This window comes from Rhodococcus quanlei (assembly GCF_055231015.1).
This window is the reverse complement of record NZ_JBUYWD010000016.1, coordinates 120650-141421: the sequence shown is the minus strand read 5'-3', so window position 1 is coordinate 141421 and position 20772 is coordinate 120650. Positions and strand designations below refer to the sequence as shown.

The following is a 20772-nucleotide window of genomic DNA, read 5'->3' as shown; positions in this document are numbered from 1 at the left end:
AAACTGGCCGACGTGACTGTGGCTACCCCCTACGAGGACCTCCTTCGGCTCGTCCGAGAGGAAGGCACCGCGAAGTCCGACCGCACCGGCACCGGCACGCGCTCGGTGTTCGGTCACCAGATGCGCTGGAACCTGGCCGAAGGCTTCCCGCTGATCACCACCAAAAAGGTCCACCTCAAGTCGATCGTCTACGAACTGCTGTGGTTTCTGCGCGGCGATTCCAACGTCAAGTGGCTTCAGGACCACGGCGTCACCATCTGGGACGAATGGGCGGACGAGGACGGTGAGCTCGGCCCCGTGTACGGCGTGCAGTGGCGAAGCTGGCCCACACCGTCCGGTGAGCACATCGATCAGATCACTCAGACCATCGACACGCTGACGTCCGATCCGGACTCGCGGCGGATCATCGTGTCGGCGTGGAACGTGAGCGAGATTCCACAGATGGCGCTCGCGCCGTGTCACGCGTTCTTCCAGTTCTACGTCGCCGAGGGGAAGCTGTCGTGCCAGCTGTATCAGCGTAGCGCCGACCTGTTCCTCGGTGTTCCGTTCAACATCGCGAGTTACGCGCTGCTCACCCACATGGTGGCGCAACAGACGGGCCTCGAAGTGGGTGATTTCATCTGGACGGGCGGCGACTGCCACATCTACGACAATCACGTCGACCAGGTGGCGGAGCAGCTCTCCCGCGAGCCCTTCCCCTCCCCGACGCTGAAACTGGGCAAGCGCGATTCGATCTTCGACTACACCTTCGAGGACGTGGAGATCGTTGGATACGAACACCACCCGGCCATCAAGGCGCCGGTGGCCGTCTGATGGCGGAGAGGATGGTTCGGCTCGTCTGGGCGCAGGCACGAGGCGGCGTCATCGGCGTCGACAACACCATTCCCTGGCACGTACCCGAGGACATGGCGCACTTCAAAGATGTCACCGGCGGCAAGCCGGTCGTCATGGGCCGACGCACCTGGGATTCGCTGCCACCACGGTTCCGCCCGCTACCGGGTCGTCGCAACATCGTCGTGACCCGGCAATCGGACTGGGCCGCGGACGGAGCCGAACCCGTTGCGAGCCTGGACGAAGCGCTCACGCTCTGCCCCGACGACCTCTGCATCATCGGGGGCTCGCAAATCTATTCGGCGGCACTGCCGTTCGCCACCGAATTGCGTGTCACCGAAATCGATGCCGGGTATCGCGGCGACGCATACGCACCCGAGATCAGCGACGAATGGAAAGCCACCACCACGGGTGCATGGCTGCGGTCCGAGAAGACCAGGGTCCGCTTCCGTTTCGTGACCTGGACGCGCATCCCCCGGGCGAACGGTTAGCTCATTCGGCGAGCCCTCCCCGCCGTAGTACGGCATACTCCAGAGACATCGGTCGCAGCAGCCCTGCGATGCCTGTCGCTTCCAGGAGTGTCGTTCCATGGACAAAAAGTCTCTGACCGCCCTCGCACGCCAACAACTGAAGCTGGCTGCCGGAGCGTCGAGCGGACGTAGTTCGCAAACCGTGTACGGCGGTCACGCACGTAGCCTTCGGCAAACGCTGGTGGCGCTGACTGCAGGCCAAGAGATGGCCGAACACGACAGCCCCGGTGAAGCAACGCTTCTGGTGCTGGAAGGCAAACTGAACTTGATGTGCGGCGACGACGCCTGGAAGGGATCCACCGGCGACTTCTTGGTGATTCCCGCGGCCCGGCACAGCGTGGAGGCGATCGACGACGTCGCGTTTTTGCTCACCGTCGCGATGTGATCTCACAACTGTCAGCGGCGGTCCGTGGATTGGACCCCGGCTACTTCGCTTTCGTGATGGCCGGCGGCATCATCTCGGTGGGACTGCAACTTCAGGGCTTTCACCTGCCGTCGATGATTCTGTTCGCGATCACGGCCGCCGGGTACCTCGTCTTGCTCACTCTCACCGGGTGGCGGCTACTTCGATATCGGGCCGAGATGGCCGCCGATCTGAACGATGCCCAACGTGCGTTCACCTACTTCACCTTCATCGCAGGTACAGACGTCATGTGTGTTCGTTTGGCGATGGGCGAGCACCATGCTCTCGCTGCCACGCTGTTCGTGGTATCAACTCTCACGTGGCTGGTGCTGGGATATGTGGTGCCGTGGACGGCTGTTGTGGGCACGGCCGAGCGGCCGGTCATCGCCCGAGCGAACGGTACGTGGTTCATCTGGGTGGTGGCGAGCCAATCGGTGGCAGTCGCCGCCGCGACTCTCGAACCGGTGTACGAGGGCGCCCGTCCGATCTTTGCCGGGATCGCCGTGACCTCGTGGTCGGTGGGGGTCTTTCTGTACGCGGCCGCCGGAATCTTCGTTGCCGCACGGATGCTGCTGTATCGGCTCGGCCCGGAGGATCTGACCGCCCCCTACTGGGTGGCGATGGGGGCATGCGCCATCACCGTGCTCGCCGGCTCACGCATCATCGAAATGGCGGGAGCCCCTATCATCGACGCAACCCGGGGACTGATTCACGGTCTTGCCGTGGTGTTCTGGGCGTTTGCCACCTGGTTGATACCCGTCCTGGTGGCGGCCGGCTGGTGGCGCCACTGGGTCAACCGCGTGCCGCTGCACTACGCACCATCACTCTGGAGCATCGTCTTCCCCCTCGGCATGTATGCCACCGCGTCGATCTATCTCGGGGAAGCGGAGGGACTCACGGGGGTCCGTGCGATCGGCAGCGGCACACTCGTGATCGCCGTACTGGTCTGGGTCACTGCGCTCGCCTCCATGGCCTTTCACCTGCGGCGCGTTCTTCTCCCATCGAGTCCGCGTGAGTGAATCCGGCCGGACGGGATCGTTCACATTCGAGTCGAATGCGTCCTGCTCGAACATGGCCTCGATCCGGGCCTTGATGACCTCCGTGGTCATCGAACCACGATATCGAGCGGCTGTCCCATTCCGATTGCTCGAGGATTGGTTCATCGATTGACGGGCCTTCCGTAAGAAATTGTTTGGGAGCAGAGCAGGATCCGTCAGATCATCACAGCAGCGAGAACCACGGATGCCAGCGTCAACACCACTGTTATGCCGCCCACTGCGACGGAGCCGGTCACCCATACTGCTGCAGCGCTCAATCCCGCCACGCTTGTCGCGAGCGCAATGATTGCCAGCCAGAGCCCAGAACGATTGAACCCGGGTATAGCCGCCGGGTGCGCTGCACGGGAGTCACTACGGGCTGATACGTCAGCGGAGCCGGGGGATCGAGAAGAATGAGAATTAGGGCTGTAGGTCACGGACACACCTCTTCTTTGGCGCGGACCGACCCAGAAGTTGTGCTCACTGAACAAGTACGAGGCGAGCGTCACACACCAGGCCGGATGAGAATCCGTGCGGCAGACTGCTCAACCACAGTGGCATGAGCCTATCAATAACCCCCCAGACCGTCCAGCGTCGCTTCATAACTCTTGCCGCACATTGCATTTCCAGCAACGTTGAAGGAACACGGTTCAGATCGGCAGCCGCCCAGCCCTGCTCTACCGTCGCGGACCGGGTGCCGCCGTTCGCGCAGTCGCCACTACCTCCCGGTCCGAGGAGGTGTTATGTCTACAACATTGCCTCCAACTGAGTTATTCACAGACCACCAAGATGTAGGTCGGGTTCTCGTGCGAACAACCAAACGCCGGATCGACGATCACAGCACCGCCCTTCGACATCGAATGGGCTTCGGCGCCGGTTCGGTTTGCCACAATCGCTGGCGGGTACGCGGGTTGCGAAACAGTCGGCCGTGACGCGGCGAGTGACGCAGAGCAACCGAGGAGGGTGGACACATGTCCGACGAGGAACCCGATATTACTCGGACCGATCAACTCCAGTTCCAGGACCCGGTGACTCGGTATCCGGTGATCGAGCCGCCCGAGCAACACCAGCCTGAACCAGGGCTGGAATTCGAACTCCGCCCCAGGGCCGACATCGGCGAATCTTCCTACCGTGGTACCGGACGGTTGGTGGGACGAAAAGCACTGGTCACCGGCGGCGATTCGGGGATTGGATCGGCTGTGGCGGTCGCGTTTGCGCGTGAGGGTGCAGACGTCGCCATCACCTACCTGCCCACCGAGGACAGGGATGCCCAGAACGTAGCCCGAATAGTCAGAGAATGCGGCCGGCTGGCTGTGACGCTACCGGGCGATCTGACCGACCCGGCATTCTGTGGGCAGGTAGTCGATCAAGCCGTCGAGCAGCTTGGAGGCTTGGACATCCTGGTCAACAACGCTGGTAAGCAGGTCATTGCGACCAGCCTGGAATGTCTGCCCGATGAACAGATCGAGCAGACATTCACAACGAACATTCTGGCGATGTTTCGCACTTCTCGTGCCGCACTCCCCCATCTACCTGTCGGCAGCGCCATCATCAACACGACATCGATCGAGGCATACCAACCGGCTCCGATCTTGCTCGATTACGCCTCGACGAAGGCGGCCATCAACAATTTCACCAAGGGTCTAGCCAATCAATTGGCAGACAAAGGGATTCGGGTCAATGCAGTAGCGCCAGGGCCAATTTGGACTCCCATTCAACCCACGGATGGACAGCCGACTGAAGACCTCTCCGGATTCGGCCAGAACACTCCCATCGGCAGAGCCGGCCAGCCCACTGAACTCGCGCCCGCCTACGTCTTCCTCGCTTCACCGGAATCGAGCTACGTGATCGGAGCGACCATCCACGTGAACGGCGGCATGCCCAGCCCGTAGGGTCGAACTCTGGCGAAGCAGCGAGCAGAATGAACACGAGTGGGCGTTGCTAGGAGATCGAACAGCCGCGAGACGTTCGCCCACAACACCGAAACGGTGAGATAATGTTGGCGAACGTGAAACCCAGGGGTGTGAGGCGGGCCATGAATTTTTCGGATCAAGAAATGACTCGTACGGACAAGGCCGAGGTTCATGAGCAGATCGCCCAATTGGCCCGAGCATTACATGGTCGATCGGAAGCCGCGTTCAGCCCGGACGAAGTGCTCCGTGAAGTCACGACGTCAGCCGTCACGATGTTGCCCGCCGTTGATCACGCTGGGATCACCCTGGTTCGCAGACGCTACCGCAACAGCCGACCAGACCTGTCATCGACAGCTGCAACCGGTCCTGTACCCCAGGCATTCGACGATTTACAGCAAGAATGCGGGGCAGGCCCGTGCTTCGAAGCGATCTGGACCCACCAAACGATGTCGATACCCGACATCGCCACCGAGACGCGTTGGCCTGCCCTCATGAAAGCGGTATACGATCGCACCCCGATCCGCTCCTGCCTGTCCATTCAGCTGTTCATCACCGACCGTGAACTAGGCGCACTGAACATGCACTCAGAATCCGCCCACTCCTTCGACGAGAGCATTGAAGACCTGGCCACCAACCTCGCCACACACGCCGCGATCGCCCTCTCGGACGCTCGCCGCGACCAAGATTTCCACAGCGCTCTCGCCTCACGCGACATCATTGGTCAAGCCAAAGGCATCATCATGGAACGCTACGACACGGACGCAGTACGCGCCTTCGGCCTTCTCAGGCAACTCTCCCAAGAGAGCAACACTCCACTCGCGAAGGTCGCAAAGCGCCTGGTCGAAGCGGATCACCCGACGACCTGACCGACTCGAGGCTGGATTCGCTGCTCAAATTACTGTTGCCGGCCAACGAAGTCACAGAGCAATACCTACACGGGTGAACCCCGATTCGGATCGGCGAGTGTAACGCAAACCTATGTGATCGGCGGTGCGATGAAACCCGGACTCACAAGGCAAACACAGACCGAAGATCTCATACAGATCGCCGGATCGGGCGAGGTCGCACACGTGCGCTAGGAGCGCGGATCCGACGCCGTGACGTTGCCAGTCATCTTCGACCAGCAGTGACACCTCCGCTGTGCCAGGCTTGTCCGGCACCTGGATCAGTTGGGCGAATCCCACGACCACTTGGGAATCGAGCGCTACAACGGTGCGACCGTGTGGGGGCGTCAGCAGCGGGCCGACCCAGCGCCGCGGGATCTTCCGCATGCCGGTGTGGTAGCGCGCATACAGTGTTTCGAGTGAGCATCGCTCATGCATCGCAGCCACTTCGCCCGCGTCACCCATCGTCGCCATTCTGTAGTGCGCACTACGTGGGCAGCTCCCGTCCATGGTGGAGTCGGTAGACTGCTCGAGGCCTGGTCCCGTCAGGTCGCGATCTGCCATGGCCGGGGCCATCATTTTTGTCCGCATATCGGCGACGGTGCTCGCCGCGCGGAAGTGATCCGTCATCCGGGCGGCACGCAGCGCCCGGTCGAGGCAGTGTGGGCCGGTGATCAGACCCCACCGCAGTTGCGGCTGATTACGTTGTCTCTGTTCGAGTCGGGTCAGGAGTGCCAATCCAGCAATACCGACGAACTCGAGTTCGGAAAGGTCGAGGATCAACTCGTGGTCACCACTGGATCGCCAGGCCGACGCGAGTGCCTCCGCCAAACCCGGGGCGGTACCGGCATCGAGCGCCCCGTGTGGCTGCACCACGATGCTACGGGGCCCGACTCGATCGATGGAGACCGCTCCGGACACACGGAGATTTCCGTCGTCGCTGTACGGCCGGTGAAGACCATCGTCAGCTGTGGTGGACTCAGGACTCAACAACAAGTTCGACATTCACACTCCTCGGACCGGGAGGGCATGCCGCTAGCGGCGGCAGCCGTCCCATCTCGGTGAAACCAGGCAAAGCGGCTGCCGAACTGAACCGCACTATCGACTATAACGAAACGATTCTTCATCGCAACAGGATACGAAATTCCTTGCAGGCAATAATGTTTGGAGAACCAAACTGCAGCGCGTCTGGTTACGGTGCTGCTACCCGGCAGCGGCCGATGACGCTTCTGTCGACCCGTTGACTTCCTTCGCTGATCGGGCGGAATCGAACGCCTTCATTGCAGTATCGAAACACGCGACAACCGTGTTGATGCCAGTTCGCCCGACGAGGGACTGAACAACAGCGCGTGCAGCGACCGACAGGGTGCACCGTTGCTCGCGGAGACGAGTGCCGGCGCTGGCCAGGACAGCAAGTCCGTCACAGCCGACGAAAGGAGCATCCACCAAATCAACGACCACATTACGATGGGTGAGCACGGCTTCGTCGATACATCTGCCGAAGCCCGGCGCCGAGACGATATCGAGATCGCCGACCATACGAATCACCACCGGCCCACCCTCGCGCATGTCGAGTTCGACATGAGAGTCCGCGCCGCTCGAATCGGTAGTACGTGCACGCGAAGAAGACGAGAGGCCTGATGCCGCTTTTTCAGATGTTTCTGCAACGGGGCGAAGTGTGGTCATCGGATTCCTTCCGAAGTACCGCGAGGTAGAGCGGGCCCGTTGTTCGAGACGAGGCGAAGCCCTACCACGTCGGCTACCTGCGAACGTCGACGGAGGCTACTTCTCAACCCGTATACGAAGGTAGCGCGTTCTCGCCGCAGACGAAACCCAGCAGCCGCATCTTCTGTGCGTCGCTTGATGCACAGTCCCATCTCGATCGTGATCCGCTCTCCCGGGTGCAGTGGAAGTTCTCGGGCCGAGGATCGCTCATTTGCTGGGTTTCACGTCCGGTTTCAACGGGTAAACGTCGGCGATGCGTGCAATACAGATGAGGCAATTCGGTGGTCCAGAAGTATTGGAACTCAGCGACATCGACAAACCGGAACCCGGCCCCGGTGAAGTGTTGGTGAAGGTTTTGGCGTCCGCTACCAACCCGGTCGACACCATGATTCGGCAGGGCATCGCCAACCCTGATCTGGCCCTTCCCACGGCGTTGGGTAGTGACGTTTCCGGCATCGTCGAAGCAATGGGTGCCGGAGTCGCAGACTTCGCCCGCGGCGACGAGGTCTTTTACACTGCCGAGCTCGAGAACGGTGGGCGAGCCCACGCGGAATACCACGTGGCCAAGTCGTCGATCGTGGCATCCAAGCCGACATCTTTGAGTCATGTGGAGGCGGCATCGATACCGTTGGCGGCGGGCACGGCGTGGGAAGCGATCGTGCGGCGGTTGTCGGTCCGACCGGGCGAGACCGTGTTGGTTCAAGGCGGCTCGGGCGGAGTCGGCTCATTTGCGGTGCAGTTCGCACGGGCATCCGGTGCACGCGTGCTGGCTAGCGCGGGTCCGGACAACCAGAAGTTCCTCGAACACCTTGGGGCAATCGCCATCGACTACACAAGCGATGATGCCGTCGAGTTGGCGCTCCACCACACGGACGGAGTGGGTGTGGACGCCGTGTTCGACACGGTAGGTGGTGACAATGTCGCCAAGAGTCTCGAAGCCACCCGACCATTCGGGAGAGCTGCGGTTGTGTTGGCGCCCGACGGTGAACTGACAGCACTCTATTTGCGGAATCAGACGCTGCATGGGATCTTCCTCACTCGAGAGCGCCGTCGCCTGGAGGAGATGACACCACTGTTCGAAAGCGGTGCCGTTCAGCCACAGGTCGAAGAGGTGCTTCCCCTCGAACAGGCACGACAAGCCCACGAACGCCTCGACACCGGCCACGGTCGTGGGAAGATCGTGCTCGACCTTCGTCAGTAGCGTCGATCGACCCGCTGCAAACCCGCGCGCCACCGTGCCAGAAGACTATGGCGACGAACTACTCCGGTTCGTCCGGAAAGTAGGATTCGTCATTGTCCAGGTGGTACGGGGCACGGGGAGGTTCGATGTCGTCGAGCCTTTCGTTGATGGCATGCGCGATCATGTCCTGCTGCAATTGATGCAGCGGCATCAGACCGTTGAAGAATGCCTCCATTTCGAGCTTGCCGACTTCCCCACCGAGCGCAAAATACCGGAGCCACAGCTCCTCGGAGCTCAACTCGGTGGCTTCGAATGCGGCCAGTAGGCGCTGGCGGTGGTCGTCGGTATTACCGTTTCCCTGTGCAGGTGTCCCCACGGCTACCGCCGATCCAGCACGGAGCGCACCAGATCATCGGCAGTATCTCGGAGTGTGGTGTGGTTGTTCCGTGCCAGAACGAGTAGGCGACGTTGCGCCTGCTCCGGTTCGAGGCCATCCCGAAGCATCACGATTCCTCTGGCCATGGCGATCAGGTCGCGGGTGCGCAACGATTCCTTGAGACGTTCACTGAGCTGTTCGGCGTCCTGCAGCGTGTGCACGTTATCAATCAAAATGGCAGCCTGATCAGCGAAACGGTGCAGCAGGCCCTCACTGAACTCGTCGTAAGCGCCCGCGTGATCGGAGTACACCTTGATCGCTCCCAGCGTTCGATGGGCCACCACCAGCGGGACGCTCAACACGGCTCGGGCGCCGGCCTGCCGGGCCGGAATCGTCCACTGCGGCCAACGCTGTTCCTGATCGAGATCCTCCGAGCGTATGACCGTCTGCCCGGCCCATGCTGCCAGGCATGGACCTTCGCCGAGGTCGTACTGCAGCGCGTCCAGGCGCTCGACGATCGGATCAGTCGCCGCCGAAGTAGTCCGATTGCCTTTCGCATCTGCCAACGTCACCCCCGACCCCATCGTTTCTGCCACGGTGTCCTTGGCCAAGGAGGTGACCAAATCCAGCGCGGTCGCAACCGTCTCCTCTGACAGCAGCAGACCGGACATCCGCGCAAACACGGTGGCCAGTTCGTCCGGCACAGGCTTCGGGCTCGACACCACCACTCCATTCCCTTTCCACCACGCTTGATCAGGTGCGACGCTGCGCTCTATACACCGACGTACTGATACATTCAGCTTACTATCCAAAGTCGGACGAGTGGCCAATTGTCCAAGGTGGCCTCGGTGGGGTCGTGTTTTCCGTCCCCGCCTTCCATGCCCACCGCACGCAGCCTCCGGTGCCATGGTGGTGCCTACTGTCAGCATGCGCGGCCCCGATAGTCCTACTTTCCACCGCCATAACAGCGCGCGCACTACGGGGGCCGAGTACAACCCGGTATCGGAAACGCTGAGCAGCCTCGCTGCGTCGGGCCCTGGGCACTGGGTGATGACCGCAGGATTCATTGCTGTGGCCACCTGCACGTATGTGACAGCTTTGGGTCTGCGAGTTGCCCCGGCACTCGCGCGCGTGACGTTGGCGTGCTCAGCAACCTGCGGAGTGGCGCTCGCGATATTCCACGGCAACATCACCGAATCCGTATCGATCCACATCGTTGCGGTGGTAACGGGGTCGGCGCTCTTGGTGGTTTGGCCGCTATTGGTGATCTCTGAAGAGGGCTCGACGTGCCGCGCTCGCGGTATGCGTTACTCGATCGCGGCGTGTGGGGTGCTTGCGGCGCTGAGCATATGGCTGCTGGTCGAAGCGCAGGGCGGCGAGATGATCGGACTCGCCGAGCGTGCCGCTGTGGTCGCACAGTTCACCTGGCCGGCGGTCGTCGCGGTCAACGCCCGTCGACACCACACCCGGCTGGCGACCATGCACCCGGGCCAGCAGCAAGCACGTCCACGAGATGACAACCACAGCGAAGGTGAAGTTCCGCATCAGCACCGCAGGACCGTCGGGATAGATCACACCGGTGAGGTAGTAGTCGATGAAACCCGCGTCGGGCAACGGCTGCATTCCGGTGTGCGATCGAGCCCAACGCTCTACGTCAGTCAGTGGGCACTCCACGCCGATCAGCGCGTTGGTAGCCCCCCCCACGCGACGGCAGCGACGTGGACGCAGATCGTACGCGGCCATCGGAGAGCGAGGAACCCGCCACCGAGCACGTATCCGATAAATGCCAGATGAATCGCCACAGTGGCGACAATGATCAGGAGGTACACGGTAAGCCTACTCAACAGCCAGGACGTACGAAACGGTGCGGCCAGTCGTACATGTGACCATATCTTGCAAGACGTCCACAGCCCGTATCACATAGCCGTTATTGGATGCCCAATTCGGCGACATCGAAACGAGTTGACGTAGTCCATGGTTGATCCAGGGTCAAGGCAAAGTCGAGTTCGGTATGGTCTTAAGTCGTTCCTGGGCACGATCGACATCTCTGGCCATGTAGCGCAGGGCTTTTCGCGATGCCTGTTGCGTGACACGCAAGACTATCAGGACAGGGCGTACGCATCGTTTGCAACGCCGGGAGTGTTGTGGCCAGCCTTGCGCCACAGCCGGACCCGCGGCAGTGGCCACCATGTGACCTCGGTGCGAATTGCTCGGATCAGCGGGTTCGGTCAAGCACCCCCGTTGGCTGCACGGCGGCGGCCGATTGCGTGTAGGGGGCACATAACGGGGTGAGATGCGATGACGGTGAACCATCACGCACACACCACGAAGCGCGTCGAGCACGACGGTGTCCACCACTCTCAGCGACCCGACTCGCTGCGCGAAAACCTTTGGCGCAGCAATCAAAGCGCTGGATGGAACGAATGCTGCCCCGCGCACATTCTCACAACAAACACTCTGGCGAAGAATGTTCGACGATCGACAGGTGCCGTGCTCAGCTGATTGGGGGGATTGGGGGATCAGGATTCCGCTGGCCGGTCATTCAGTTCAGTCGCCCGGCCATTCGCCGGCCCACCGCTCGAACGCGCGAGCCCCGCCACGGTCGATGAGGGTTTTGACCAGTGAGTAGATGGCCCCTTGGGCGGCGGCTGCGACCAAGATCGTCTTTAGCGAGTACCCGGTCTCGAGGGGCGCTGGCGGATCGGGATGATCATCGGGCGCGCCCTGCCTCCACACCTTCTTGACGATCACGTGGGCCACAAGGCCCCCAGCGATAGAGCTGACGAGGCCGACCGGCCGGTACAGGATTCGCGCCGATGTGCTCGGTGACGATGTTTTCGTCGCGGTTCGGCTCATCGCCGCCTCCTCGACCACAGCGCCACCGCGCCGATCACCACCACAGCCGCTATCGCTGCCACTCCTGCGGGAACAGCAGGTTTGAGCGTGCCCTGCTCATCGGTGACGGTGTCTTTGACGCGTGCAACAACCTGACCGACGGCCTTCTGCGCCGTCCGAGCCTGTGTATCCGCTTGACTCTTGGCGTTGTGCATCGTGTGTTGGGCCTGGGATTTGATGTCGAGTTTCTGCGCGAGCTGATCGGCGGTGTGCCCGAACTCGGCGCGGGTGCGGTCGATATCGGCTACGAGCGACTCGTCGCCGCCGTCATTGCGCGGCGGCTGGTCATCAGGGCCGGTCGGTGTCGTCATGGTGACGGGCCTCCTGTACTTCATGAACGTCACGTCGCACGTTCTCCACGGTGCGGTCCGGCGTCGGGGATGCCTGTTGCACCTGCTTCTTGCCGAGTAGTGCGCCCGCACCAGCCGCGAGCAACAGCACCACGGTCACGATCAACGCGGCCAGCCACAACGGCAACACCAGTCCCAATGCGACGATCGCCGTCGTGATCCCGGTTCCGAGACCGAACAGGGCGAGCAGCCCACTGCCGCCGAGCATCCCGGCACCCTTGCCAGCGTGCTTCGCGCTGGCTTTCATCTCGCTCCGTGCGAGCTGCAGTTCCTCGCGAACCAGCCGTGCGGACTGGTCGGACAGTTGCGTCATCAACTGACCCACCGACCGATCCGTCGGTGCCGACGACTGCCCGTATACGCTGCTCATACGGTCGACCTGTCACGATCCGCGCCTGATGTGGCCCGGTACTGCGCTCCGCCGGCCGTGTCCGTCTCCGCGGCAGCCACGACAACGATCGTATTCACCATCTTTCTCCCTTCGGTGATGACCATGCGCCTGTCGGCGCTCTGATTTCCGCGCATTACCCGTACGCTGCCGACGCAAAACAGGACACGAGATCAGAACATGCTCACGCACCGCCCAGCCAGTGCGGACCACGAGAGTGGCACCCGAAGCGAGGCACCGGTGGCGACGGCGCAGATCCCGGTGACGATGACGGCGGCGTAGGAACCTTCATGATCTTCAGTTCGATCGTGCCCGTATCGACCAGCGTCGCCTCGGCGCGTCGCACAACAGACTCTCGGGTCATAGCGTCCTCGGAGCACTTTGCATCAGCCTTGCCTGGTTGACTGGACGATCGAGAAGCTTTGCTGATACTTTTGAGATGGTGCGGTCGAGTAGTCTGCCGCAACGGATACCCCATTCGACCGCGAGCCTTTCGCTGCGCCTCTCCGCGAATTTCCCACTGAACACTTCTCGGTACGTTGGCACCGGAGCGCGGTGCACCGGTGATTCGTGTAGCCATGTCAACCGGTGATCCAGTTCTACCCCCAGCAGGGCTTTCGCTTTTGTTGTGCTCGTGTATATTTCGGCATTCTGCGCCCCGAGAACACTCGTATCTGTGCCGGCGAAACGGTCAACCAAACGCCGCTCCCTAACCCGCACTACCGGAGAAAGTAGAGAACGATATCAATGCACTACGCCAGATACGTTGCGGCGGTGAAGAAGGACGGCGACTTCGCAACCACCGAACTCACGGAGCTTGCCGTGGTCTCAACGCTCGAGGTGCTCGGCCAATGGCTGTCCGCAGACGCCAGAGAGCATCTGGCAGACGTGCTGCCCGAAGAGCTACACGATGCGCTCGGCCACGCCAGTGACGCCGACCAGTTCGATGTGGACGAGTTCTTGCGCAGAGTCGATACCTGTGAAGGTCAGGGGCTGGGATCGGAGCAAGTCGCACATCACAGTCGAGCTGTACTGTCTCTACTCTGCACGTCAGGTGTAAGTATCAACGACTTGAGCTCACAACTCCCCAGCGAACTCTTGCTCGGATACTGACCAAGACGGAAATGTCGCGGCCGTACAAGTTTCAAGGCGCGCGCTGCGGGCATTCTGCGCATCGACAACGCATGTTCAATCCGGTCGCGTTTTCGTAAGGAGTCCTCGTGTCGACGAAGAAGCCCACCATCCCCGGATCCCCCAACTCCGAGACCCCCTCAGTTGACGAGCCGACCGATCCCTCCGGGCCGTTGCCGCCGAAACAAGATCAGGACGCTCCCGGGCCTCGCACGGCCACCGGGACGCCGTGGAATGGCCCAGAGTCCGCTCGCGGCCAGCAAGGCGCCTACCTGACCACTGCGCAAGGCGCGCGATTGTACGAGACCGACCACTCACTCAAGGCGGGTGAACGGGGTCCGACGCTTCTCCAGGATCACCACCTGAGAGAAAAGATCACGCATTTCGATCATGAGCGAATTCCGGAAAGGGTCGTGCACGCACGCGGGGCCGGAGCACACGGCACCTTCCGCGGCTACGGGACAGCCGACAAGGTCTGTAAGGCTGCGTTCCTCGATAAGGACGTGGAAACGCCCGTGTTCGTGCGCTTCTCGGTCGTCGTCGGTTCGGTTGGGTGCGCGGATGCTATCCGCGATACCCGCGGGTTCGCGACGAAGTTCTACACGTCAGAGGGAACGTTCGACCTGGTAGGTAACAACATTCCGGTTTTCTTCATACAAGACGGCATCAAATTCCCCGATATCGTTCACGCGGTCAAACCCCATCCGGACCGCGAGATACCTCAGGGTCAGAGCGCACACGACACGTTCTGGGATTTCGTCTCACTGCACACCGAGGCCACCGCGCACACTCTCTGGCACATCTCGGATCGGGGGATCCCACGGTCGTACCGGATGATGGAGGGTTTCGGTGTCCACACGTTTCGCCTCGTCGATGCCGATGGCAACACGACTTTGGTGAAGTTCCACTGGAAGCCACGGCTCGGGGTGCACTCGTTGGTGTGGGAAGAAGCGCAGCTGGTCAACGGGTTCGACCCGGATTTTCATCGGCGGGATCTCGCCGACGCCATCGAGTCGGGCGCCCACCCCGAATGGGAGCTCGGCATCCAGGTCTTCCCGGACACTCCCGATCAAATGTTCGAGGGCATCGACCTCCTCGATCCCACGAAGTTTGTTCCGGAGGAACTCGCACCGGTGCAGCCGATCGGGGTCATGACCCTTGATGCGAACCCGACGAACTACTTCGCGGAGACCGAACAGGTGGCATTCCATCCGGGCCATCTCGTTCCGGGGATCGACGTGACCGATGACCCGCTGCTCCATGCCCGGCTATTTTCCTACCTGGACACGCAGCTTCTGCGCTTGGGTGGCCCGAATTTCGCACAGATTCCCATCAACCGGCCCCACGCCCCGGTCAACGACATGTTCCGAGGCGGCATGCACCAGAGCGGTGTCCATCCAGGGGTTGCCCCATACCATCCGAATTCTATCGATGGCGGGTGCCCATTCATGGCAGGGTCTCGAACGGGTGCCTACATCGAAGTACCCGCCGAGCTACCAGCGTCAGCGAAAACACGAAATGCAGCAGCTACCTTCGACGACCACTTCTCGCAAGCTCGGCTGTTTTATCTCAGTCTCACCGAGGTCGAGCGCGACCATATTGCTGCTGCCTACACATTCGAACTGGGTAAATGCTACGAGCAATCCGTCAAGGAACGTAGTCTCCAAGTGATCGCAAATATCGATCCGGCACTCTGTGAGCACGTGGCCGAAGGCATCGGGCTCCCCGCCCCTGCGGCCACCGTCGACCTGGTAGAAGCGCCGACACCAAGCGCTGCCTTGTCACAGATAGGATCCGAGTGGCCGCTCGACGGACGCATCATCGGCATCGTTGCCGACGACAGCGCGGACCTGACCGAAATTTCCACCCTGCTCGAGAAGGTGAGCGACGCAGGGATGGTCCCCCTCGTAATCGCCCCACATGGCGGCAAGCTGGCTTCGGGTAGATTGACAGTGCCGGTGTCGCGGACCTTCCTCACGATGCGATCGGTCGAGTTCGACGCGGTGCTTCTGGCGGCCGGGCCCTCGGACCCACGCGTGAGAACTCTGCTGGCTGAGGCCTTCCGACACTGCAAAGCGATCGGTGCCCTCGATGGTGGCCGCAAGCTGCTCACCGCCTCTGACATCGCAGCGGATGCGCCGGGCGTCGTGATCGCCGACGAAGCGTCCACACTCCTCGATCGGATGGTGCCAACACTGCGGTTGCATCGCGCGTGGGATCGATCTGTATAAGCAATCACCATTCAGACGCACTGTGAAACCGGACCTCGCTTGCTTCTCAATGGTCATGGTCTGCAGAGGATCGCAACGTCTGACCGCTGCGTTCCTTGGCATCGTTATCATCCTTGGTGTCGTCATCCCGGCTTCGTGCGAAATAGTGCTGCAGCGCCCGGTCGATGACGAACCCGAGAAGAATGGCGCACGCAATTCCGATGACGGCGGCGAGGAGCGGTCGATCACTGAGCCATTGGCCGAAGAGTGTGGCGATCGCCACCGTATACAGCGCCCAGCTGACGCCGCCGACCACAGTCAACGGCACGAACTTCCGTCGCGGGTACTCCGTCGCCCCTGCGGTCATATTGACGGCGATGCGGCCTACCGGGATATAGCGTGCGGTGACGATCAATACTGCTGCCCTCGTATCGAGCATTCGCCGCGCCCACGCCAAAGCTCTCTCGATCCGGGGCTTTCGCATCCAGCCGAAACGCTGGGTGCCCACTGCCCGCCCGATCGTGTACGCGATGTTGTCACCGGCAATCGCCCCAACCGCCGCCGTCAGTATGAGAAGCCAGACAGATGGCTGTCCCGTCGAGCTGCCGATCGCAGCAAGCGCCGCGATCACGGATTCGCTCGGCACGGGCGGAAAGAACCCATCGATGATGCACACAGCAAGCAACGCTGCGTACACCCATGGCGAACTGGACGCTCCGGTGATGAAGTCTTGCAGTGCGCCCACAACTCAACCTCTCGTCGTCAAGCCTCATTCGCTTCGTGGGCACCTACCGTCACCGATTGCTGAATCGGCGTGGCAGGCCGGTAGACCACAGCGCTCTTGTCACCTACAACGGCTGACCTAGCAACCGTACGAAGCTGAGCGCAGACCTGCACCAAGCGTATCTCTACGCCATCAGACGCCAACGTCGTCACCGTGCCGCCTCCCCATCACTGTGCAGTCGGCATAGCGTCGCACCGACTTGGGTGAACGCGGAAGTGCGCGCTGACGTCAACGTCGGCGAGGGCGAAACTTTCTTTGTCTCCATCACGACATATCCTTCGTCACAGCACTGATACAGTCTCGATTGATCGCTTCCCGGCCGAGAACTTCAGTCCGCGGGGGTGGCCGGCGTTATGTCGTACGCCTTCTTCACCAGTTCGCTGCGGGCGGCACCGCCATCGTTTTGTTCGCGATGCCACGAGGCATCCACTTGCTGCCGAACCGCTTCGGCCATCTCTGTAGGCACCACGTTGCGATAGTGCCCGCTCACCCCGGTCAACACGTCGACGGTCGTCTCGATCACAGGCTCGGGACCGAACTGTTCACGCGGGAACGCCAACTGCTCATAATTGAATACGCGCGTCGACGGATCATCACACCACTCCTTCCACCGCTCCATCGCCGTGTCGTTGAACCCCGTCAGATACGGCCCAGGGTTGATGGTGGCGACGGCGACGCCGAACTCGGCGAGTTCTTGACTCAGCGCGTCGGCGAATGCCTCGAGTGCGTGTTTTGATGCCGAGTACGTGCCGGTGAAAGGATCGGTGATCAGTCCGGCGACCGACGACATGAAGACGATCTTTCCGGAACGGTTCTTCGTCATCGTGCGGGCGAACCCCTGCGTGAGAAGGACCGTGCCGAAAACATTGACTTCGAACTGCCTACGCAGCGCAGCGGCAGGAATGTCTACGACAGCGCCGCCTTCGGCGGTGCCGGCATTGTTCAGCAGCACAGCCACATCCCAGGACCACGCCCTTTCGCGATCGGCCGGGTCCGTCACGTCCAACTTCTCGACGCGCAAGCGGGCTCCCCGCTTCCTGGCCTCGGCACGCACGTCGGACACTTGCGCGATGATCTCGACTCCAGCGATCACATCGTGGCCTCGCTCGGCCAGTCGCAGCGCGACATCCCTACCGAAACCAGTCCCGGCCCCTGTGATCAAAATGCTTCCCACCATGAGCTTGCTCCTGTGTCATCCCCCAGACTGCTTTCGGCTCATGAGTACCCGAAGGACGAAACAATAAGCATGACTTGCATCTTGACCTGCTCGGCCTTACGCAAGCCGTTGGTCGTCGACGAGGCCCGCGGTGAACCCGACCGACCTGGACAGGGCGGGTCCAGGTTACTCATATACACGAAGCGTCTCCGGGCAACCCGGTGAGCGGGCAGCCACCGAGTCCCGTGCTGCCCACCGTGTCCTCCTGCTGAGGCACCACGTCGTCACGCCCGGCTTCTCGCACCGGCTCGACGATGCGCCAGCACTCCACAGCCGTGTCGTCGCGCACCGACAGGACCCTTCCGCGCGATGTCGACCAGCTGCCGCGTCGTGCAATGACTCCCGACTCGACCACGTCGAATCCGGGCTCTCCCACACCGCTTTCGCCCACGAGAACGTGACGATCGAGGACGGCCACTACCGCGTACGACTCGCCCGCAGTGCAGATCCCGGCGATTCCATCGTCGAAACGACGGTGTCCCTTGCCGAACACCACATACGCCCGTGCTGCTGTCGACTAAGACTCGGCTGCGGATCAGGTCCGCGTAGAGCGGAAGTGCTCTCTCAGGTAGTGGCCGGTGATGCTTTCCTCGCAGTCGGAGACGGCTCAAGAGCACCGGCCACCACAACGCGACCCCGTCAGCGTCACCGCCGTTCCGTCCTGCTCCAGTAGCGCCGATCAGAACCCGCACGTCCAGTGGGTGTAGCCCGACGGTGGGCTCGTCCAGTACGAACAGCATTCGCGTCTGTGCGCGATCGATCTCCGAAACGAGCTTGATTCGCTGCGCTTCACCGCCGGACAGTGCCGGGGCCGCCTCGCCTAGCGTCAGGTACCCGAGGCCGACGTCGAGCACCCCCCTCGAGCCGTGTGCACACCTTCCTCAGATCGCTGACATGGTCGACCGCTTCGCAGGCGGTCGTGGCCAACAACTCAGCCAGTGACAGATCTCCGTTACCGGTGGCGGAGGGACGGCGATACCGATCCGCTGCCGGGCAGTAGCGGCCGCCCCCACAGGTGGGACATACGATGTCGACATCCCGGAGGAACTACACATCCAGGGAGATCTCGCCGTTGCCCTGGCAGTGCGGACACCGCAGCGAGCCGATGGCCTGGTCCATCCGGCGGCGGGTGTAGGTCGACAGCGCTTCGATGTAGCGCCGCGAGCCTTCGGCATGGAGCACACCCATTGCAAGGGAACACAACAGCTGTCGACACTCGATGTCGCTCCACACCAGCTCTGCAGCCTTTGCACTCCATACAGGACCTTCGCTCCAGCGCGTCGTCGAACAGACTCAGCAGGCGAGATTCGGGGCCGAACACCGATCGCAGACGGTCGTCGTGCACCGTGATGTCCGAGACGACCACTTCGCGCGCCGGTCCTGCAGCACGGAGCACCCTTCCTGCCGATGACGGTGATACTGACCGAGTCACGAGAACCTGCAGGGTTGATCTCGTGTGGGGGCACTCGCAAGCGCGACCATCATCTGCACGCACGGCTCGTCGCCGACAGTGCCCGACAGGTGGCCGACGTTTCCGTCACCGTCGGGGAGGCAATTCTGGTCCTCCCCTAAGTGAATCTCTCCTGGCCCCATTTCGATACGGGTACCGTCCTGCGTCTGAACGAACCAACGACCCGACAGCGGGACCACCCATTGCGGATGTGGATTGGGATGCCAGTCCCCCACCCATCCGGCGGGACGCACCGAGAAAGTGACGGATGCGATGTCCTCGCCCAATTTGTTCATCCACTGGTCGGCGACATCCGGGCCAACGCTGTCGAGCGTGAACGCTTTCATCGTGCAATGGTGAATGCGACTGTGCCCGTCCGAGTCGATGTAGACGTGTGGATACGGGACTGTGGGGGTTTTACTCATGTCGTCAACTCGCCTCACTGTTTCGCCGTGGCGTCAGACTTCGGACTTTCTGGTCGAGTTCACGCTGGTAGAAGTCGATGAAGCCATCCGGATCCGGGCCCGCGTTCTGCATCACCAGATGGTCGAACCCCGCATCTACATACTCCTGCGTGACATCCACGTAGCGTGCGGGCTCGGGGCCGCAGGCGAACTTGCCGAGTATGTCGTCCTCACGCACCGTCGTGGTCGCCGCGGCGAAGTTGACCGGGTTGGGTAGCTCGCTCATCACCTTCCATCCGGTCAGTGCCCAGCGCGAGGTGTCCAGTGCCGCTTGTGCAGCGGAATGCTCGTCCTCCGCCCAGGCCATCGGCACCTCCGCGTAGCGCGGACCGCTGCCACCCGACGCGTGAAACTTCGCCACGATCTCGGGCTTCTGCTCGGTAGCGAACAGTCCGTCGCCCAATTCCGCGGCTATACGCGCCGACGCCGCTCCACTGGCCGCGACGGCAATGACCGGAGGCTGGTCCGGCAGATCGAACACCTGCGCGTCGTCCAAGCTCAGATGCTTGCCGTCATAAGAGCGATAGCCGCCACTCCACAACAATCGGATGATCTCGAGCGCCTCGCGAAACCTTTCGTGGCGAGTCCGAGCGGCATCGGGGAAGCCCTGGGCGACGACGTGCTCGTTGAGCCGTTCACCGGAGCCGACCCCGAGGGTGAACCGACCATCCGACATCAGCGCGAGTGTGGCTGCTGCCTGGGCGACAATCGCCGGATGGTACCGCATCGTCGGGCAAGTCACACCGCTGACCAACTCGATGCGCTCGGTCTTCGCCGCCATCGCACCGAACACAGTCCAGGCGAAGGGAGAATGTCCCTGATTGTCGAGCCACGGGTGGAAATGATCGCTCATCTCCACGAAATCGAAGCCGGCCTTCTCCGCCAACACCGTCTGGCGGATCAGCTCATCAGGACCGAAAGCCTCAGCGGCAAGTTTGTAACCAATCTTCATCATTCGCTCCGCCCGTCGGTTTCGTTGCCGTCGCCCGGGTACCCGGCACGAGT

The 20772-nt window shown here is 61.9% G+C and carries 24 protein-coding genes and 2 pseudogenes; 10 read left to right on the top strand and 16 right to left on the bottom strand.

Annotated elements, in window-relative coordinates:
• Nucleotides 1-12: 12 nt before the first annotated feature.
• The 6 genes from ACZI8Q_RS13350 (at nt 13) to ACZI8Q_RS13325 (ending at nt 5580) form a co-directional block, all read left to right on the top strand.
• Nucleotides 13-813, top strand: a complete 801-nt coding sequence (locus ACZI8Q_RS13350) for a thymidylate synthase (RefSeq protein WP_463374017.1) — start codon at nt 13-15, stop codon at nt 811-813.
• On the top strand, nt 813-1322 hold the full coding sequence (locus ACZI8Q_RS13345) for a dihydrofolate reductase (RefSeq protein WP_463374016.1): 510 nt from the start codon (nt 813-815) through the stop codon (nt 1320-1322). Before ACZI8Q_RS13350 ends, ACZI8Q_RS13345 begins: the two co-directional genes overlap by 1 nt.
• A 97-nt stretch (nt 1323-1419) precedes the next feature.
• Nucleotides 1420-1746, top strand: coding sequence for a cupin domain-containing protein (locus ACZI8Q_RS13340; RefSeq protein ID WP_463374015.1), 327 nt, complete (start codon nt 1420-1422; stop codon nt 1744-1746).
• Nucleotides 1743-2783: a tellurite resistance/C4-dicarboxylate transporter family protein gene (locus ACZI8Q_RS13335; protein ID WP_463374014.1), complete on the top strand. Its 1041-nt coding sequence runs from the start codon at nt 1743-1745 to the stop codon at nt 2781-2783. Before ACZI8Q_RS13340 ends, ACZI8Q_RS13335 begins: the two co-directional genes overlap by 4 nt.
• Nucleotides 2784-3772: 989 nt before the next feature.
• Nucleotides 3773-4693, top strand: coding sequence for an SDR family oxidoreductase (locus tag ACZI8Q_RS13330; RefSeq protein ID WP_463374013.1), 921 nt, complete (start codon nt 3773-3775; stop codon nt 4691-4693).
• A gap of 104 nt (nt 4694-4797) precedes the next feature.
• Nucleotides 4798-5580 (top strand): GAF and ANTAR domain-containing protein, encoded by a 783-nt coding sequence (locus ACZI8Q_RS13325; protein ID WP_463374012.1) that lies wholly within the window; start codon nt 4798-4800, stop codon nt 5578-5580.
• A gap of 51 nt (nt 5581-5631) precedes the next feature.
• Here ACZI8Q_RS13325 and ACZI8Q_RS13320 read toward each other — a convergent pair whose 3' ends face one another.
• Together ACZI8Q_RS13320 and ACZI8Q_RS13315 are read right to left on the bottom strand one after the other, a co-directional pair.
• Entirely contained in the window at nt 5632-6603 is a 972-nt protein-coding gene (locus ACZI8Q_RS13320; RefSeq protein WP_463374011.1) for a GNAT family N-acetyltransferase, read from the bottom strand.
• A gap of 198 nt (nt 6604-6801) precedes the next feature.
• Nucleotides 6802-7284, bottom strand: a complete 483-nt coding sequence (locus tag ACZI8Q_RS13315) for an STAS domain-containing protein (protein WP_463374010.1) — start codon at nt 7282-7284, stop codon at nt 6802-6804.
• A 292-nt stretch (nt 7285-7576) separates the two neighbouring features.
• On the opposite strand from ACZI8Q_RS13315, the gene ACZI8Q_RS13310 reads away from it, so the two are divergent.
• A complete protein-coding gene (locus ACZI8Q_RS13310) occupies nt 7577-8524 on the top strand; it encodes a zinc-binding dehydrogenase (RefSeq protein ID WP_463374009.1) in 948 nt (315 codons plus the stop codon).
• Between the two features lie 58 nt (nt 8525-8582).
• Here ACZI8Q_RS13310 and ACZI8Q_RS13305 read toward each other — a convergent pair whose 3' ends face one another.
• Complete coding sequence (locus tag ACZI8Q_RS13305) at nt 8583-8879, bottom strand: hypothetical protein (protein WP_463374008.1); 297 nt, start codon at nt 8877-8879, stop codon at nt 8583-8585.
• A 2-nt stretch (nt 8880-8881) separates the two neighbouring features.
• Nucleotides 8882-9601 carry a GAF domain-containing protein gene (locus ACZI8Q_RS13300; protein ID WP_463374007.1) on the bottom strand — a complete coding sequence of 240 codons (720 nt, stop codon included), beginning with the start codon at nt 9599-9601 and terminating at the stop codon, nt 8882-8884.
• A gap of 184 nt (nt 9602-9785) precedes the next feature.
• Here ACZI8Q_RS13300 and ACZI8Q_RS13295 point away from each other — a divergent pair.
• A pseudogene (locus ACZI8Q_RS13295) lies at nt 9786-10265 on the top strand (DUF998 domain-containing protein); the annotation flags it as partial.
• 171 nt (nt 10266-10436) lie between these two features.
• Here ACZI8Q_RS13295 and ACZI8Q_RS13290 read toward each other — a convergent pair.
• The 6 genes and pseudogenes from ACZI8Q_RS13290 to ACZI8Q_RS13265 all read right to left on the bottom strand — a co-directional run.
• Nucleotides 10437-10622: pseudogene (locus ACZI8Q_RS13290) on the bottom strand (DUF2784 family protein); the annotation flags it as partial.
• Nucleotides 10559-10708 (bottom strand): DUF2784 family protein, encoded by a 150-nt coding sequence (locus tag ACZI8Q_RS13285; RefSeq protein WP_463374006.1) that lies wholly within the window; start codon nt 10706-10708, stop codon nt 10559-10561. The gene ACZI8Q_RS13285 and the pseudogene ACZI8Q_RS13290, both read right to left, overlap by 64 nt.
• Before the next feature lie 718 nt (nt 10709-11426).
• The gene (locus ACZI8Q_RS13280; RefSeq protein WP_463374005.1) at nt 11427-11735 is read right to left on the bottom strand and encodes a DUF4235 domain-containing protein; all 309 of its coding nucleotides are present in this window, start codon (nt 11733-11735) and stop codon (nt 11427-11429) included.
• A complete protein-coding gene (locus ACZI8Q_RS13275; RefSeq protein ID WP_463374004.1) occupies nt 11732-12085 on the bottom strand; it encodes a DUF3618 domain-containing protein in 354 nt (117 codons plus the stop codon). The genes ACZI8Q_RS13280 and ACZI8Q_RS13275 overlap by 4 nt, the downstream gene beginning before the upstream one ends.
• On the bottom strand, nt 12063-12494 hold the full coding sequence (locus tag ACZI8Q_RS13270; RefSeq protein WP_463374003.1) for a phage holin family protein: 432 nt from the start codon (nt 12492-12494) through the stop codon (nt 12063-12065). Before ACZI8Q_RS13270 ends, ACZI8Q_RS13275 begins: the two co-directional genes overlap by 23 nt.
• The gene (locus ACZI8Q_RS13265; RefSeq protein ID WP_463374002.1) at nt 12491-12649 is read right to left on the bottom strand and encodes a hypothetical protein; all 159 of its coding nucleotides are present in this window, start codon (nt 12647-12649) and stop codon (nt 12491-12493) included. The genes ACZI8Q_RS13270 and ACZI8Q_RS13265 overlap by 4 nt, the downstream gene beginning before the upstream one ends.
• Nucleotides 12650-13259: 610 nt before the next feature.
• On the opposite strand from ACZI8Q_RS13265, the gene ACZI8Q_RS13260 reads away from it, so the two are divergent.
• On the top strand, nt 13260-13625 hold the full coding sequence (locus ACZI8Q_RS13260; protein ID WP_463374001.1) for a DUF2267 domain-containing protein: 366 nt from the start codon (nt 13260-13262) through the stop codon (nt 13623-13625).
• Between the two features lie 107 nt (nt 13626-13732).
• Entirely contained in the window at nt 13733-15874 is a 2142-nt protein-coding gene (locus tag ACZI8Q_RS13255) for a catalase (RefSeq protein ID WP_463374000.1), read from the top strand.
• Nucleotides 15875-15920: 46 nt separating this feature from the next.
• Here ACZI8Q_RS13255 and ACZI8Q_RS13250 read toward each other — a convergent pair whose 3' ends face one another.
• The 6 genes from ACZI8Q_RS13250 to ACZI8Q_RS13225 all read right to left on the bottom strand — a co-directional run bounded on the left by ACZI8Q_RS13250 (nt 15921) and on the right by ACZI8Q_RS13225 (nt 20719).
• Nucleotides 15921-16598, bottom strand: a complete 678-nt coding sequence (locus tag ACZI8Q_RS13250) for a DedA family protein (RefSeq protein ID WP_463373999.1) — start codon at nt 16596-16598, stop codon at nt 15921-15923.
• Nucleotides 16599-16965: 367 nt separating this feature from the next.
• Nucleotides 16966-17814: an SDR family oxidoreductase gene (locus tag ACZI8Q_RS13245; RefSeq protein WP_463373998.1), complete on the bottom strand. Its 849-nt coding sequence runs from the start codon at nt 17812-17814 to the stop codon at nt 16966-16968.
• 169 nt (nt 17815-17983) lie between these two features.
• On the bottom strand, nt 17984-18346 hold the full coding sequence (locus ACZI8Q_RS13240) for a hypothetical protein (RefSeq protein ID WP_463373997.1): 363 nt from the start codon (nt 18344-18346) through the stop codon (nt 17984-17986).
• Between the two features lie 554 nt (nt 18347-18900).
• Complete coding sequence (locus ACZI8Q_RS13235; RefSeq protein ID WP_463373996.1) at nt 18901-19041, bottom strand: hypothetical protein; 141 nt, start codon at nt 19039-19041, stop codon at nt 18901-18903.
• Between the two features lie 240 nt (nt 19042-19281).
• Complete coding sequence (locus ACZI8Q_RS13230; protein WP_463373995.1) at nt 19282-19728, bottom strand: hypothetical protein; 447 nt, start codon at nt 19726-19728, stop codon at nt 19282-19284.
• A gap of 4 nt (nt 19729-19732) precedes the next feature.
• Complete coding sequence (locus tag ACZI8Q_RS13225) at nt 19733-20719, bottom strand: TIGR03557 family F420-dependent LLM class oxidoreductase (protein ID WP_463374051.1); 987 nt, start codon at nt 20717-20719, stop codon at nt 19733-19735.
• Nucleotides 20720-20772 lie beyond the last annotated feature (53 nt).